Consider the following 13,566-nt stretch of genomic DNA (forward strand, 5'->3'; position numbering starts at 1 on the left):
AAAATGTAGATTGTTTCACCTACTAGAAATAACTAAGATTAAAGTAGTGAACAAACAGGAGGAATTTATATGAGCAAAGAATTAGTATTTGGACACCAAAAGCCTGATACAGATGCGATTACCGCTGCAATGGCATTTTCATACTTCCAAAATCAATTGGGATACGAAACTGAAGCAGTTGCTTTAGGTGAACCAAATGATGAGACTAAGTTTGCATTGAAGACTTTCGGTATGGAAGCACCACGCGTAATCGAAACCGCTGCAAACGAAGTAGATAAGGTAATGCTTGTAGACCACAACGAACCACAACAAAGTGTTAATGATATCGACAAGGTCACTGTAACGCACTTAGTTGACCACCACCGAATTGCCGGCTTTGAAACGGCTCAACCACTCTGGGCAACTGTTCGTCCTTACGGTTGTGTAAGTACAATCATTACAGAATTGTTCCAAGAAAAGCACATTAATATTCCCGCTAACTTGGCTGGGATGATGCTTTCTGCTATCATTTCTGATACCTTGCTTTTGAAGTCACCAACTACAACTGACCACGATCGTGAAGCTGTTAAGTACTTAGCAAAGATCGCTGGTGTTGAAGATTACGAAAAGTACGGCATTGAAATGCTTAAGGCTGGTACTAACCTTGGTGCTAAGTCTGATGCTGATATCGTTGATGGTGATGCTAAGACCTTTGAACTTGGCGGCAAGAAAGTTCGTATTGGTCAAGTTAACACCGTTGATTTAGATGATGTTTTTGCTCGTCAAGCTGATCTTGAAAGTCAAATGCAAAGTATGATGGATGATAACGATTATGATTTATTCTTATTAATCGCTACTAACATCTTAAACAGTGACTCAGAGTTATTAGTTATTGGTGATCCTGCTGAAAAGGTTGAAGCAGCCTTTGGTAAGAAGCTTAACGAAAACAAGCGGATGAATTTACCGGGTGTTGTATCACGGAAGAAGCAAGTTGTTCCTCCTTTGACTGATGCATTCGAAGGTTAATAAATAAATTAATTTAAAAAACTGAGAAAGATTTTGCGATTTTTCTCAGTTTTTTTGAGCTTTAAATTTCAAAGCTTATTCTTAATTAGTTAAAATATAAGTACAGATTTTAAGAAATGGGGTTGATATTAATGAATATCACATTTACTGATCAAGCTATCGAACGTTTACAGCGTTATGAACTGTCATCTAAGAAGATACTCCTAGATTTTGATGATGGGGTTGGTCCATTTTCTGCCGTTGGGGGTTGCAGTTTAGATGGTGATTATCGACTAATCCTTGTCAAAGAGGATTTAGATACCCCCGATTATAATGAAAAGATTACCTCTAATTTAGGGGATGTTTTTATTAAAGACCATACAGCAGTTCAATTTGATGATGAAATGGAAGTAAGGTTTAACCCGCGTTACTTTACAATGCCACTTGTCAGTCCTAAACGCGTTTTAACAGATAATCTTGAAGTTCTGGATCTTAGTAATACAGACTTAAATTCTCAAATTGATCGAGCACACGATTGCTAGCAATATAATAAGGGAGCGTGATAGAAGCCAGATACGACTTCATGATCATGCTCCCTTATTGTTTTTAAAGAATAATCCTGAAGATAAAAGTGATAATAATTGCAAAAATTCCAATAATCGTTGCATAGGAAAAATGTTTACGTTGAGCTGGTTTAATTAATGCTTGTCTCCCCATGAAGATTGTGAATAAAGCCCATAAAAAAGTAGCAATAAGCAAAATATACAATTTCCAGTTGATTGGGAGATGATGGTAAAAATCGCCATAAAATACCATCATGCCGATAAACATCACAATAGCATAGGCATAATTATCGCGGTGAAAGTTAAAATTAAAAAGATAAGCAAACGCGCAAAATAATAAAATGCTAATAATATCGTTAAAAATCATACCCTCTACATACTTCCTTATGATTTTTATTATAGTCATTAACAGGATAAAGATAAAATATTAAGAAGCAATCGCAAATAATATGATATGATGATCTTGTTAGAATTAATGAAGGCGGTGCTTACAGTGAAGAAAAAAGCTATGCGACGAGAAATAAAATTATTAACTGAAGAAAATCAACAATTACGGCGATATACCTTGCTAGCATCAATCGGAATTTTATTAAGTATGATGATTGGGTTAGTTCGAATGGTTCAGAAAAATTAGTTCAGGAAATTTTTTAGAGGAAAGTATAGTGGAGTTACAATACCGCAAAGCGACACTTGAAGATTTACCCAAAATTGTTGAAATTTATAATCAAATTATTCCATCACGGTTAGCGACTGCAGATCTCACCCCGATAACGGTTGACGAACGCAAAGAATGGTTTGAAGCATTTGACGAAAATCATCCAATCTGGGTAATTGAACATCAAAATGAGGTTCTCGGGTGGGTGGCCCTTGAACATTTTTATGGTCGTCCAGCATATAATCATACTAGTGAAATTGCTATTTACCTTGATCAACGGTTGCGGAAACAAGGAGTTGGTACAAAAACCATGGAATTCATTATTGGTCAATTGCCTAATTTAGCAGTTGATACAATCGTGGCTTATATTTTTGGCCATAATATTCCAAGCCTAAAGTTATTTAAATCGTTTGGTTTTACTCAATGGGGCCTTTTACCACAAGTAGCAGAGCTTGATGGGATTAAACGTGATTTAGTTATTTTAGGCCGCCATTTTAAATGATTATTATGTAAAAGAGTGTGATAAAAGTTCAGTCACATTTCAGAGGAAGCAAACGGAAATAGGCCCCCAACGCCCAGTAAAGCCGAACGCTGGAGGCCTATGTTGCATATAGGGGCTTCATGTTGAAAACGAAAGTGCCCGTGATACTTGGCTCGTTCCCTTATTTTGTATCTTTTTCTACTTCTTCTCTTGTTTTAACATCATTGATATGTAGCTCAAACTTAACTAAATTCAAGCCAGTCATTTTATTGATTGCGTGTTGTACCTCAGAACAAACTGCCTTAAAAATTTCTGGAGCGCTTTTGCCATATTCGATGGTAGCTTCCATTTTTAATGCGACTTGCTTTTCACCAACATCGGCATTAATACCCTTGGTTGGATTGCTTCCGGAAGTTACTTTATCTGCTAATTCACTAAACATATTTCCATCAAGGGAAAGGATTCCAGGAACTTTGCTAGCGGTGATCCCAGCGATTTTTTCAATTACTTGATCATCGAATGTTAATTGCTCATCAATTGTTTTATTATTTGTAGTGGTTGTCATATTAATTCCTCCTTGAATTAGTTGGCAAATTTATCTAACATTTTTATCGCAAGTTTATTTAATGAATAGCCTCTTGCATCAAGAACATAGCCAATTCCGCCTAAGATAGTGACAGCTAACAGAATGCCAATCATTGGGAAAAAGCCCCACATAATCCAACTAATGCTGATAAGCAGTCCTAAGATAACGCCAATTGTAGCAAGTTTCATATAGTACCTCCTTTTTAGACAATGTTGACTGATTCTTTGTTTGAGTAGGGACTTAGCTTAATGTGTAATTTATTAAGATCAATGTCGAAGTCCCGTTTAAGGTTTTCTTTAATTGTCTGGAGTAGTACTGTATGAATTAGTTTTGGATTGGTCCTCTTAGAGAGCATTCCATGAACGGTGACGTCTGCGTTGTGATTGTTACGGTGCATCTTGAGGTTAATCACTGGGTTATAAAGGTCAAATTTGGCAATTGAAGTAGTTAAGCTGTGTTCAACTGCATGCTGATCAATTTGAACTTTATTAGCACCATCTCTAGCGATTGTCATTTGTTTAGTTGTTGTGGGACGAAAAACAGCAATTGCTATTACGGTTAAAGCAACAATGATTAAAAATACTGCGACTCCTGCTGAGAAACTTTGACCGATGGGGCTATAAAGCCAATCATTAACTGGAATTGTCCAAGTTTGGTCACGATAAAACCATAATGATACGACAACAATTCCAACGATTACTTGAAGCATCATTACAAATGAAACCCACCATTTTTTCCATGCGGCCATTAGTACCACTTCCTTTCTATAAATAATTTTTTAGTACAAGCTAATAGTAACATGTTCGGAAGCGTTTTACATTACTTTTTGAAATGCTAAAGGTAATATTAAGAACCTGTTAACAGAATAGTCATAATTAAAAAATCGATCTCACATCGGAAAATGATTGTAAGATCGATTTTTTGATTCTTTAATTGTTTTGGCGTTCTTGTAGTTTAGCGATTTCAGAATAAGCCGGAGCAAGCATATCTTCAATTTGTTGGAAGAGTGGAGTATAGCGTTGATATACTTTTACTGCGGCTGGATCTGGTTGGTAAGAACTAACCTTACCAATGAACTTCTGTGGTGTATCAAGACTATCGATCATTCCCAGGCTTTGCATAGCCATAACTACTGACCCGAGGCAGCCAGATTCAAATGAGTCAGGAACGTTAACCGGACAGTTTAAGATATCAGCAAGCATTTGGCGCCATACTTTTGAGCGAGCAAAGCCACCTGTTGCAGTAACGCTCGCTGGTTCACCGACTAACGCTCGTACTGCTTGGAAGACTGTTGCAATGTTCATGCTAATTCCTTCCATAACTGCTCGTAGCATATCAGCCCGTGTATGGATATGAGAAAGCCCAAAGAAACTACCACGCGCTTTAGCATTCCACAATGGTGCCCGTTCACCGCCCAAGAAGGGATGAAAGAGAAGCCCATGCGCGCCTGCTGGTACTCCTTCAATAACGTGATTTGCCAAAGTATAAGGATCGACCTGTTCGTTTTTAACTGCACTACTATCGACAAGGTGTTTTACTGCCCATTCATAGACATCGCCACCGTTATTAAGCGGACCACCAACGACCCACAATCCTTTATTAATAGCATAGCAGAAGAGGCGACGTTCTGGGTCAATAACAGGATGATCAGTTACGACTCGTACAGCTGCGGAAGTACCGATTGTAATTGCTACTGTATTTTGCTTGGTTGCACCAACACCAATATTTGAAAGGGCACCATCGTAAGCACCATAAACAAATGGCGTATCAGCTGGTACTCCTAGTTTTTCTTGGGCTTCGGGCACTAAACCAGTTGCTTGAGTTGTTCCATCGACAATTTCAGGCAGTTGATCTTTGGTTATTCCTGCAACCCGAAGAGCCTGGTCATCCCAATCACAAGTTTTAAGGTTCATCAAGCCAGTTGAGGAAGCGATTGACATATCAACCTTAAATTCATTAAATAATCGGTAGAAAAGGTAAGCCTTAATATCAGCAAAATATGCTGTGCGACTAAATAAATCTGGTTCGTCTTCCCTTAACCAAAGGAGCTTTGTCAATGTTGACATGGGATGAACAGGAACCCCCGTCTTCATATATAATTGTTGTCCTTCAGTCATCATCTTGAGGTTATCTGCCGCGCGCTGAGCTCGACTATCAGCCCAGGTGATTAACCGTGAAAAGGGCTTCTTATCTTTATCTAATAAGAGGAGGCTTTGGTTTGCACTTGAGATTGAAACTGCTAGTAGTTTCCCCGTACTGAGATCAGCTGCCGTAGCCACATCATGGATAGCTTGTTCAGCAGCATTGATTACTTCTTCTGGCTCTTGTTCTGCCATTCCCGCGGCATTACGGTGCAACTCGTAGCCATAGTTAGCTTGTGTGATCACCTGTGCATCTTGACCATATAAAACGGCCTTTGTGCTAGAGGTTCCAACGTCAACACCAATTAAGTAGTTCATTTATTGTTCTCCTTTAAAACTCAATTTAATTCTCTTTGTAATATTATATGCTAAAGTGACTGGTGTGCAATGATTTCAACTGGTAAAAGGGTAGTGGAACTGATGGTACTTTGTTGATTAATTTGCGTTAAAAGCTTATTAGCTGCTAAATTACCCATTAGCTCCATATCTTGCTTCAACAGAAAGATTCCATTAGCGACATATTGCGACCATTCCCAATCATCAAAGCTAACTAAGCCAAGATCGTCAGGGAAGGAAAGGTTTAGTTCCTTAAAAATCGCTAAAAGATCAAATAAAATGGGCCCCATTAATGAAACGACAGCAGTTTTGCCTTTGAGTTCATTTAACTGTTGCAAAAACATTTTAGCAAGCCACTGCCGATCATGTCCCCGAGTTTCAATATTGTGATAGCTTAGCCCATTATCAGCAGCAGCAACCTTTAAACCGGCAATTCGAGGGATTTGACCCGATGCCTCCGCAAAATGCGCGCTGACAGTTAAAATATTCTGATAACCATTTTGATAAAGAATCTTACCGAGGTTATAACAAGCATCACGATTAGCAGAAGTGACCTTCCCAACTGTAGAAGGCTGGTCATCAACTTCACGGTCAACAATCACGAGGGGAATATCATTGTGAATAGTAGGGGCAAATTGACTAAAGTGGCGGGAATTAGGCTGGACAATAATTCCGTCAACTCGTTGCTGATATAGACGCTGAAGAGCACGACTTTCAGTTTCCCGCGAGTTATTCGTATTCATGAGGAGGATATCATAGCCCGCTTGTTGCAAAACATCATCGATCCCTTTGGCAAGTAAAGATGAAAAGGGGTTAGAAATATCTCCAACGAGGATTCCAACAACGTGACTATGAGTTTGGCGAAGCTGTCGTGCAGAAGCGGTTGGAACAAATTGAAGGTCTTTAATTGCTTTTTCCACCCGTTTCCGCGTTGCTGGGCGCATTTTATCATAACGACCATTAATAATACGTGAAACGGTAGTCGCTGAAACACCAGCTGCTTTAGCAACGTCAGCGATAGTAGTATGTTGCGTCATTTGTTTATTCATCATCCTTAATAGTTCTACTATTATTAAGAATACCAAACCATACAAAAAGCGTCACTAGCTAATTCACTAGGACGCTTAAATTGACTTAGACAAATAATGAAATGGCGTAGACGGCTCCCAACCCAGCGAGTGCTAAGACGGAAGTTAAAGTTGTCCACGAAAGTAAAGTTTCCTTTAATGAAAGGCCAAAGTATTCTTTGATCATCCAGAAACCGGCATCATTAACGTGTCCACAAAAGACAGAACCGGCACCGATGGCAAGAACCATCAATGTTGCCATAATTGAGTTACCGCCAAATTGGTGAGCCATTGGAACCACAAGGCCGGCAGCGGTCATCGCAGCAACTGTTGAGGATCCAAGTGACATCCGTAATAAAGCAGTAATTAACCAAGCAGCTAGAATTGGTGAAATGTTAGTTTGAGCGAATAAACCAGAAATATATTTTGAAATTCCACCATCAACAAGGACTTGCTTGAAGGCACCACCACCACCGATGATCAAAAGCATTACAGAAATTTGCTTGATTGAGTCGGCAAGGGCGGTTGAAATTTCTTCCATTTTCTTGTTTCGCCATAATCCCATTGTAAAGATTGCGAAGATTAATGAAAGAAGCATTGCAAGGTCAGGAGCACCAATAAATTGAATGAATTCATTAACTGGATTGTTCTTAGGGAAAATAAATGAACAAATAGTAGCGACAGCAATTAAGATAACTGGCATCATTGCAGTTAAAACGGAGATACCGAATTTAGGCGTTTCTTCAAGCTTGAATTCTTTATATTCGCCAAGAACTGAAATATCAATATTTTTACGGTAAACACGCGGATAAACTTTTTGTAATACCCAGTTATAAACTGGACCAGCAATAATGATTGTTGGGATTGCAGCTAAAATACCAAGCAGCAAGACGTGTCCAAGGTTTGCACCAAGAATGTCCGTGATAGCAGTTGGAGCGGGATGTGGTGGTAAGAAAGCGTGAGTAACGTTTAAGGTAGCCGCCATTGGAATACCGAGGTACATCAATGGCATATCAAGTTCTCGGGCAATGATAAAGATAATTGGTAACACAACCACAAGCCCAACTTCAAAGAATAATGCTAACCCAATGATAAAGGAGGCAAGGATAACAGCAACTTGAATCCAGCGCCGACCAAACTTATTAATCAGGGTTGTTGCAATCTGATAGCCACCACCAGCATCAGAAACTAATTTACCAAGCATTGAACCGAAACCGAAGATGATAGCTAAGTGTCCTAATTGGCCCCCGATCCCAGTTTCAATTGGAAATACCTAATATACGAAAAAAGGCGTAAAGCGCCTAAAAATTAAATATTCCAGTGGATCTTAATTTTATTGTTGTTCCATACGTCTATCTTTTTAATTAACTTTTTTACGATAAATTTCTGTTTATCATAGTCAAGACTATCAATGTCCTTTATTTGATCTAATATTTCGTTAAAAGCTACAATTTTATCGTCATCATCTGGATCTTCAAGCGGTGCGAGTTGTTTTTTTAGCGTTTCTTCTTGAAGCTTTAAATCAGCACTTTTCTTGCTGATATTATCAATATTGACATCGTCAGAAATAACGTAGAGGTCAATCAACCTTTGCTGCTGTTTTCTGACTTTCGCTAATTCTTTTTGAATTGCTTCCACATCAATATCAGGTTTCTTCTTAACCGGTTTCTGTATCGATTGAGGATTTAATGCTAAATTCTTAATTTCATTTATCACAGCAGGCTCTAAGGCTTTAGCATATACGAGCTTGAAAGGACAATTAGGATCCATTATTTTATACGTCCTTGTCTTTTGCTTTGATTTGTATGTGCTAGGACAGTTATAACGAAGTTTTCGCTTGCCGTTATATACGTAAGAGTTAACGAAGAGAGTAGCGCCACAATAGCCACAACGTAGCAATCCTGATAGCATGTATTTTGACTGGAAGGGTCTAAGTTTCATATTAAACCGCTTATATGTGGCCGTTTGGCGTTCTTTTAATTCATTCTGTGTCTTGTTGAACGTTTCCTCGTCAATAATTGGAGAAAATTTACCATCATATGTTTTTCCATCATATCTTATTTTGCCAAGGTAGGTTGGATTGCTAAGAATATACCTTATTCTGGTATCAGACCAGTTCTTTTTATTTCCGATATGCCCTTCTGAATTAAGTGTTTCTTTTATCTTATTAATTGACGTGCCACTAAGATACATCTTGTAAATTCGTTTCACTATTTCAGCCCTTAACGGGTCTACTTTATAATTGTCACCATCAATTTCATAGCCAAATGCAGGATTATTGAATTCCATGATCTTACCAGACTTAGCACGACCAACTCTTCCCATTGACATGCGCTCTTTGATTTGCTCACGTTCTAATTGAGCGAACACACTTAGTATTCCGATCATTGCCTTACCAAATGCGGTTGAAGTATCGAAATTCTCTGATAAGCTAATGAAATGGATATTATTCTTTTGAAAGACATCTTCGATAAGGTAAAGAGTGTCCTTTTGACTTCGGCTCAATCTGTCAAGTTTATAGACAAGCACAGCATCGTATAATCCTGTATCTGCATCTTTGATAAGCTGTTGCATGCTAGGGCGATTGATATTTGATCCAGAGCGACCAGGATCTACGTACTCTTTAACAATCGTCCAATCCTTGATTTCGCAATACTTTTTAAGCTTATCTTTTTGTTCATTAATTGAGTAGCCTTCTTCTGCTTGCTCAAGTGTTGAAACTCTTACATATAATGCTACTTTCATAATATCTCCTTTCGTACATATGTTCTTTATAGTGTCTTTTTAAACCGGCCAGTGCGACCGGTTATTGTATGTTATTGAGGTTTAAAATCTGCTAAGCCATCCCAATCTAATGTCTCTTTAGTTAATTCTGTCGAATCAAAAATGTACTTTTCATCATTTGGATAATTTGAAAGATAAGATTTAATTCTTAGACCAAGCCAAATTTGCAGTTCTTCAAAGCAATCTTCGTTTTCAAATAATTTCATAATGCCAAGCAACGTCCCTAAGCTACTCCTTAATTTACCATCTAAAAATTTACGGTGTGAACAATTAAGATTATTAGGATTATAAAGCCATTTTGAATACACGGTTAATTGATGCAGAGCGGATCTATAATTGTAGATTCTTCCACCATGTGCTGCCAAATTTCTGTAACTCAAAATAAGCATTAACGCATCGCTAAAAGTATTTCGTATTTTGAATTGCTCATCTAAACCATCTATCAGATTAATATTTAATCCAGTCATACGTGAGATAATCTCATCCTTAAATCTTTTGTTTTTTAGGAGTGTAAACCAATATATTGCTTGCCCTAAACTTAGGCCTTTAATTAGTATCCAAGGGGGAACATTACCATGTGAATCTCTGTAATGCTTATATGGATTTAAACTTGAATTATGTATTTTGTTCATCGTATGAAGTAATCTATCACGGTCTGATGTGCCTCGATGTATTTCACCTGGTATGTAAAAATCTTGGGAAATATACGTTGAATATTCAGCAGATATATTTTCAGCTATTACATATGCAATACTTTGCTTAAATGTTTGTTCAAATACTTCAGTGGAACTCATTACCGCAATTCTTATTTGGCCATCTAATCTGTATAATGAAAAAATATGTTCAAAATTTTCATTGTCTTTGTACCCTTCATCATCATTATTAGGATTCTTCAGAAAAGGTTTTTTATAGCCATTAACAATTTCATAATATCCATATTCTTTAAGAAGTTGTCTTGCAGCTGGTAGATTAATAAAATTGAGTCTTCTTTCTTTTAGGAGACTTATTTGCTCATCAACCGTTTTGAATGGTTTTTCGATAGTCATTTTCTATCCTCCAAAATAAAAAAGGCAAGTACAATTAGTACTTGCCTTAGTCGGTCTTAAGCTGACCAATTAATTGATTAACTATATTATCATATATCAAAGCAAGTATGTCAATATATAAGCGTAAATAAGCATATAGAATTAAATGTAATTTCACACATAATCAAATATTAGCTTCTATTACCATCACGTCCTTTCTTCGGAGAGGGCTTTTTAATTATTAGTCATAGAACCGTCTGGATAAACATTGACGCTTTGAGCTGTTCCAGTCATGGTTCCTTGGGTTGGATCAATTGCTTTTACAAAATAAGATCCATCAGCATTTTTCATTGGTTGACCAGTGTCGGCATCATACATAACAGTCCAGTGGTAGTTACCGTTACCATCACCATATTTTGCTTTGGCAGCATTTAATGCATCTTGTGCATTATTAATTTGACCATTATTAGCTTGCTGTGAATTGCTTTGCTGAGTTGATTGCACAGCTTGTTGCTGAGAACTATTTTGACCGCTTTGTTGAGTGAAAGTTTGGCTGGCTTGGCTATTAGATTGACTAGAGGAAGAGCTAGACGAACTTTGTGTATCTTTCTTGCTTTCCTTACGTACCTTGTGATGCTTAACAGCCTTAGTAGTAGTTACTGATGAGCTACTACTTTTTTCATTTGATTTCTGTGATGCAGAGTTACTGCATGCTGTTAATGAAATACTAGCTAGCAATGTGGCACATATTAAACCTATCTTTTTCATTTTAGTTACTCCCTAATATAGCTTTTAACGTCGATCACGCTTGGACGTAGGTTAATTTTTATAATATTCTCGGATCTTTTCACCTACGACACTCGCAAGATAGTGTGGCACATGAAAAGATTGCATAAAATTAGCGCTGTTGACACATTGAATTTCGGTTCCTTGGCAATAGAAGGGGACTAATAATTCGACTGCTCCAACGTTCGCTTTATATTCAACTGATTCTTTCCCTGTAAAGCTTGCATGATAAAAGACCACATCTCCAGTATCTCCATGAATAACGTGGGCAAGCTCATGTGCTAATTGAAAAATTAGTTCTTCGGGTCTATGCCAGTCAAGGTTCATTATCACTCTACGATATTCATAGCTGCTACCCGGTGGGGTAGTAGGCGAAAAATGTTTCCACTTAACATCAATATGATATTCTTTAGCTTTTTCTAGCAAATAATCGCAAGCTTCTTCTGTTTGTTGATATATCATTCATCATCACCACGCAATAAACGTTTCATATATTCTAAATCCTCTGGTGGGATTTCTCGTCCTTCATATGTAAAGACGGTATCTTTGTCTGCAAGATCAGCAGTCTTTTTCTTTTCGGTTTCACCTAATAGATAGTCAGCTGACACTCCTAACACTTTAGCAACTTTATTTAAAGACTGTGTACTAGGAGTTTTATTTTTCCAATGGTAAATTGAATTAGTTCCTAAACCAGCTTTATCATTGAGCGCAGATAATGTATATCCACGCTTTTTTGCAAGTTCCTTAATACGCTCAAATGTTGTCATAGCAAGTATTCTCTTTTCTTTTTAAAATTAATTAGCAAAAATGCGTAATTTATCCTTGCATATTTAGCACATGTGCGTAATAATATAGTTGTCAACAAGTTAAGCAACAGGCAAAAAAGCTAAGGATAATAACGTTTGTTGCTTTATTTTTTAACATCATATTAGCACATGTGCTAATGATTGGCAACAAGTTGATAAACAAAATAAGAGGGGAGAAAAGCACTTATGCCAGTAGAAAATGAACTTGAAAAGGCAACAGCAGATGTTGAACGTAACATCAAAATGAAGCTTCTTGAGCGTGACATGACGCAAGCCGAACTATCACGCTTGCTAAACATTAATCGGCAACAAGTTAATCGAGCTATTAAAGGCGACAATTCACCCAAAGCAATTGAAATTCGCAAGAAGATTTACCGTGTCTTGAATATGTAGGGGGATGATCAAATGAATGAAGAAGAAAAGAAAAAGCTGAAACGAATGAACGAATCAGCTTTTGGATGGGTAACATCAATTTCTGTAAGTGCAGTAACAGCTATTTTAACAACAATTTTATTCCGTATAATACTCCGTTAGTCAAAAGACTAGTGACAAAGGCAACACCAATAGGTAACCAAAAACTTTTAAGCATGAGTTCTTTGTTAATTTCAAATCGTTTTTCAAAATAATGTTTACCTTGCTCGGTGAGGCGAAGATGATTGTAGTGTTCAAAATGTCCGTAATCGTCTTCGTGACCAGTGCCAACAATATTAACAAGGCGTTTTTTCTCCAATTCTTTTGGATAGAAATCATCTTTAATATTTAGGGCTTCAAAACTAATGGTGTCCTGCTTTTTATTGGAGTATTTTATGAGTTTTTTCAAAATAATTCGTTCTTTGCGAACAGTTTGCATAAAAAATCACCACCTTTCATGGAGATTATAGCAAAAGAAAGGAGTTGATTTGATGGAGATAATCAACGTAGACAAGGACGGGAACATTATTCCTGATCTTTCAAAGAAAACAATTCCCAAGGATTTAAGCGATGTAATCGTTGAAATGATCTACGAAGCACGTTCTAAGGAGGTGAGTTGATGTTAGGACTAGCAATTCCTTGGCTCGTGATTATGGCTTGCTTCTTAATTGGAGCAATCGTCAACGTTATCGAAGGTGAAAAGCTGAATGTGCTGAAAGAAAAGTACAGAAAGAAACATTAAAGAGGCGATCGAATGAATGAACCAGCTTTAATTTGTACGGGCTTAACTGCCGCAATGTTAATCTCATTGTTTTACGGATCAGGACTATGCTTAGTCTTTGGATTTGTTCTTTTCTGGCAGATCTTAGGGGCGCTCGGTGATCCAGATAACCCAAACAAAAAAGCCACCGGATCTGACACATCCGATGGCGATAAGTAAC

20 protein-coding genes and 1 pseudogene are annotated in these 13,566 nt (G+C 37.5%); 8 read left to right on the forward strand and 13 right to left on the reverse strand.

Annotation, left to right across the window (positions count from 1 at the left end; genetic code table 11):
- The first annotated feature begins 69 nt into the window (after positions 1-69).
- Both QOS06_RS01360 and QOS06_RS01365 read left to right on the forward strand, forming a co-directional pair.
- Positions 70-1,005, forward strand: a complete 936-nt coding sequence (locus tag QOS06_RS01360; RefSeq protein ID WP_078009058.1) for a manganese-dependent inorganic pyrophosphatase — start codon at positions 70-72, stop codon at positions 1,003-1,005.
- A gap of 131 nt (positions 1,006-1,136) precedes the next feature.
- The gene (locus tag QOS06_RS01365) at positions 1,137-1,526 is read left to right on the forward strand and encodes an iron-sulfur cluster biosynthesis family protein (protein WP_035159914.1); all 390 of its coding nucleotides are present in this window, start codon (positions 1,137-1,139) and stop codon (positions 1,524-1,526) included.
- Positions 1,527-1,590: 64 nt separating this feature from the next.
- Here QOS06_RS01365 and QOS06_RS01370 read toward each other — a convergent pair whose 3' ends face one another.
- Entirely contained in the window at positions 1,591-1,914 is a 324-nt protein-coding gene (locus QOS06_RS01370) for a hypothetical protein (protein WP_085679626.1), read from the reverse strand.
- Between the two features lie 126 nt (positions 1,915-2,040).
- Here QOS06_RS01370 and QOS06_RS01375 point away from each other — a divergent pair, with 126 nt between their 5' ends.
- Both QOS06_RS01375 and QOS06_RS01380 read left to right on the forward strand, forming a co-directional pair.
- Positions 2,041-2,181, forward strand: coding sequence for a hypothetical protein (locus QOS06_RS01375; protein ID WP_003666088.1), 141 nt, complete (start codon positions 2,041-2,043; stop codon positions 2,179-2,181).
- 28 nt (positions 2,182-2,209) lie between these two features.
- Positions 2,210-2,704: a GNAT family N-acetyltransferase gene (locus QOS06_RS01380; protein WP_063164110.1), complete on the forward strand. Its 495-nt coding sequence runs from the start codon at positions 2,210-2,212 to the stop codon at positions 2,702-2,704.
- A gap of 160 nt (positions 2,705-2,864) precedes the next feature.
- On the opposite strand, the gene QOS06_RS01385 is transcribed toward QOS06_RS01380, so the two are convergent.
- From QOS06_RS01385 to QOS06_RS01435, 11 genes and pseudogenes are all read right to left on the reverse strand, one after another.
- The gene (locus QOS06_RS01385; RefSeq protein WP_078009054.1) at positions 2,865-3,248 is read right to left on the reverse strand and encodes an Asp23/Gls24 family envelope stress response protein; all 384 of its coding nucleotides are present in this window, start codon (positions 3,246-3,248) and stop codon (positions 2,865-2,867) included.
- Between the two features lie 17 nt (positions 3,249-3,265).
- On the reverse strand, positions 3,266-3,457 hold the full coding sequence (locus QOS06_RS01390; protein ID WP_085649514.1) for a hypothetical protein: 192 nt from the start codon (positions 3,455-3,457) through the stop codon (positions 3,266-3,268).
- Positions 3,458-3,471: 14 nt separating this feature from the next.
- On the reverse strand, positions 3,472-4,017 hold the full coding sequence (amaP, locus tag QOS06_RS01395; protein WP_085649515.1) for an alkaline shock response membrane anchor protein AmaP: 546 nt from the start codon (positions 4,015-4,017) through the stop codon (positions 3,472-3,474).
- A 181-nt stretch (positions 4,018-4,198) separates the two neighbouring features.
- Positions 4,199-5,728 carry a gluconokinase gene (locus QOS06_RS01400; RefSeq protein ID WP_063164108.1) on the reverse strand — a complete coding sequence of 510 codons (1,530 nt, stop codon included), beginning with the start codon at positions 5,726-5,728 and terminating at the stop codon, positions 4,199-4,201.
- 50 nt (positions 5,729-5,778) lie between these two features.
- A complete protein-coding gene (locus tag QOS06_RS01405; RefSeq protein WP_283595357.1) occupies positions 5,779-6,798 on the reverse strand; it encodes a LacI family DNA-binding transcriptional regulator in 1,020 nt (339 codons plus the stop codon).
- Positions 6,799-6,880: 82 nt separating this feature from the next.
- A pseudogene (locus QOS06_RS01410) lies at positions 6,881-8,077 on the reverse strand (gluconate:H+ symporter); the annotation flags it as partial.
- A gap of 44 nt (positions 8,078-8,121) precedes the next feature.
- The gene (locus QOS06_RS01415) at positions 8,122-9,558 is read right to left on the reverse strand and encodes a recombinase family protein (protein ID WP_283595358.1); all 1,437 of its coding nucleotides are present in this window, start codon (positions 9,556-9,558) and stop codon (positions 8,122-8,124) included.
- 71 nt (positions 9,559-9,629) lie between these two features.
- The gene (locus tag QOS06_RS01420) at positions 9,630-10,643 is read right to left on the reverse strand and encodes an Abi family protein (RefSeq protein WP_085649958.1); all 1,014 of its coding nucleotides are present in this window, start codon (positions 10,641-10,643) and stop codon (positions 9,630-9,632) included.
- A gap of 213 nt (positions 10,644-10,856) precedes the next feature.
- Complete coding sequence (locus tag QOS06_RS01425) at positions 10,857-11,390, reverse strand: hypothetical protein (protein WP_283595359.1); 534 nt, start codon at positions 11,388-11,390, stop codon at positions 10,857-10,859.
- Between the two features lie 51 nt (positions 11,391-11,441).
- Positions 11,442-11,870, reverse strand: a complete 429-nt coding sequence (locus tag QOS06_RS01430; protein WP_283595360.1) for an ImmA/IrrE family metallo-endopeptidase — start codon at positions 11,868-11,870, stop codon at positions 11,442-11,444.
- Complete coding sequence (locus tag QOS06_RS01435; RefSeq protein ID WP_283595361.1) at positions 11,867-12,175, reverse strand: helix-turn-helix domain-containing protein; 309 nt, start codon at positions 12,173-12,175, stop codon at positions 11,867-11,869. The genes QOS06_RS01430 and QOS06_RS01435 overlap by 4 nt, the downstream gene beginning before the upstream one ends.
- A gap of 225 nt (positions 12,176-12,400) precedes the next feature.
- Between QOS06_RS01435 and QOS06_RS01440 the strand changes: the two genes are divergently transcribed.
- Positions 12,401-12,607 carry a helix-turn-helix domain-containing protein gene (locus QOS06_RS01440; protein WP_003670942.1) on the forward strand — a complete coding sequence of 69 codons (207 nt, stop codon included), beginning with the start codon at positions 12,401-12,403 and terminating at the stop codon, positions 12,605-12,607.
- Between the two features lie 100 nt (positions 12,608-12,707).
- On the opposite strand, the gene QOS06_RS01445 is transcribed toward QOS06_RS01440, so the two are convergent.
- On the reverse strand, positions 12,708-13,064 hold the full coding sequence (locus QOS06_RS01445; protein WP_229273289.1) for a hypothetical protein: 357 nt from the start codon (positions 13,062-13,064) through the stop codon (positions 12,708-12,710).
- A gap of 52 nt (positions 13,065-13,116) precedes the next feature.
- Here QOS06_RS01445 and QOS06_RS01450 point away from each other — a divergent pair, with 52 nt between their 5' ends.
- The 3 genes from QOS06_RS01450 to QOS06_RS01460 are packed head-to-tail and all read left to right on the forward strand — an operon-like array spanning position 13,117 to position 13,565.
- Positions 13,117-13,245, forward strand: coding sequence for a hypothetical protein (locus tag QOS06_RS01450; RefSeq protein ID WP_003670944.1), 129 nt, complete (start codon positions 13,117-13,119; stop codon positions 13,243-13,245).
- Positions 13,245-13,367 carry a hypothetical protein gene (locus tag QOS06_RS01455; RefSeq protein WP_267190157.1) on the forward strand — a complete coding sequence of 41 codons (123 nt, stop codon included), beginning with the start codon at positions 13,245-13,247 and terminating at the stop codon, positions 13,365-13,367. Before QOS06_RS01450 ends, QOS06_RS01455 begins: the two co-directional genes overlap by 1 nt.
- 12 nt (positions 13,368-13,379) lie before the next feature.
- Entirely contained in the window at positions 13,380-13,565 is a 186-nt protein-coding gene (locus QOS06_RS01460) for a hypothetical protein (RefSeq protein WP_098046732.1), read from the forward strand.
- Position 13,566: the final 1 nt, after the last annotated feature.

Origin of the sequence: Limosilactobacillus sp. DJ3M12 (assembly GCF_947381695.1) — a bacterium.
Lineage (GTDB): Bacteria > Bacillota > Bacilli > Lactobacillales > Lactobacillaceae > Limosilactobacillus > Limosilactobacillus kinnaridis.

Excerpts from the sequence above, each read along its gene's own strand:
- QOS06_RS01425 (WP_283595359.1), bottom strand. The coding sequence starts at position 11,390 with ATGAAAAAGATAGGTTTAATATGTGCCACATTGCTAGCTAGTATTTCA.
- QOS06_RS01445 (WP_229273289.1), bottom strand. The coding sequence starts at position 13,064 with ATGCAAACTGTTCGCAAAGAACGAATTATTTTGAAAAAACTCATAAAA.
- QOS06_RS01420 (WP_085649958.1), bottom strand. The coding sequence starts at position 10,643 with ATGACTATCGAAAAACCATTCAAAACGGTTGATGAGCAAATAAGTCTC.
- QOS06_RS01450 (WP_003670944.1), top strand. The coding sequence starts at position 13,117 with ATGGAGATAATCAACGTAGACAAGGACGGGAACATTATTCCTGATCTT.
- QOS06_RS01435 (WP_283595361.1), bottom strand. The coding sequence starts at position 12,175 with ATGACAACATTTGAGCGTATTAAGGAACTTGCAAAAAAGCGTGGATAT.
- QOS06_RS01370 (WP_085679626.1), bottom strand. The coding sequence starts at position 1,914 with ATGATTTTTAACGATATTATTAGCATTTTATTATTTTGCGCGTTTGCT.
- QOS06_RS01385 (WP_078009054.1), bottom strand. The coding sequence starts at position 3,248 with ATGACAACCACTACAAATAATAAAACAATTGATGAGCAATTAACATTC.
- QOS06_RS01390 (WP_085649514.1), bottom strand. The coding sequence starts at position 3,457 with ATGAAACTTGCTACAATTGGCGTTATCTTAGGACTGCTTATCAGCATT.
- QOS06_RS01455 (WP_267190157.1), top strand. The coding sequence starts at position 13,245 with ATGTTAGGACTAGCAATTCCTTGGCTCGTGATTATGGCTTGCTTCTTA.
- amaP (WP_085649515.1), bottom strand. The coding sequence starts at position 4,017 with ATGGCCGCATGGAAAAAATGGTGGGTTTCATTTGTAATGATGCTTCAA.
- QOS06_RS01400 (WP_063164108.1), bottom strand. The coding sequence starts at position 5,728 with ATGAACTACTTAATTGGTGTTGACGTTGGAACCTCTAGCACAAAGGCC.
- QOS06_RS01360 (WP_078009058.1), top strand. The coding sequence starts at position 70 with ATGAGCAAAGAATTAGTATTTGGACACCAAAAGCCTGATACAGATGCG.
- QOS06_RS01460 (WP_098046732.1), top strand. The coding sequence starts at position 13,380 with ATGAATGAACCAGCTTTAATTTGTACGGGCTTAACTGCCGCAATGTTA.
- QOS06_RS01415 (WP_283595358.1), bottom strand. The coding sequence starts at position 9,558 with ATGAAAGTAGCATTATATGTAAGAGTTTCAACACTTGAGCAAGCAGAA.
- QOS06_RS01405 (WP_283595357.1), bottom strand. The coding sequence starts at position 6,798 with ATGATGAATAAACAAATGACGCAACATACTACTATCGCTGACGTTGCT.
- QOS06_RS01440 (WP_003670942.1), top strand. The coding sequence starts at position 12,401 with ATGCCAGTAGAAAATGAACTTGAAAAGGCAACAGCAGATGTTGAACGT.
- QOS06_RS01365 (WP_035159914.1), top strand. The coding sequence starts at position 1,137 with ATGAATATCACATTTACTGATCAAGCTATCGAACGTTTACAGCGTTAT.
- QOS06_RS01430 (WP_283595360.1), bottom strand. The coding sequence starts at position 11,870 with ATGATATATCAACAAACAGAAGAAGCTTGCGATTATTTGCTAGAAAAA.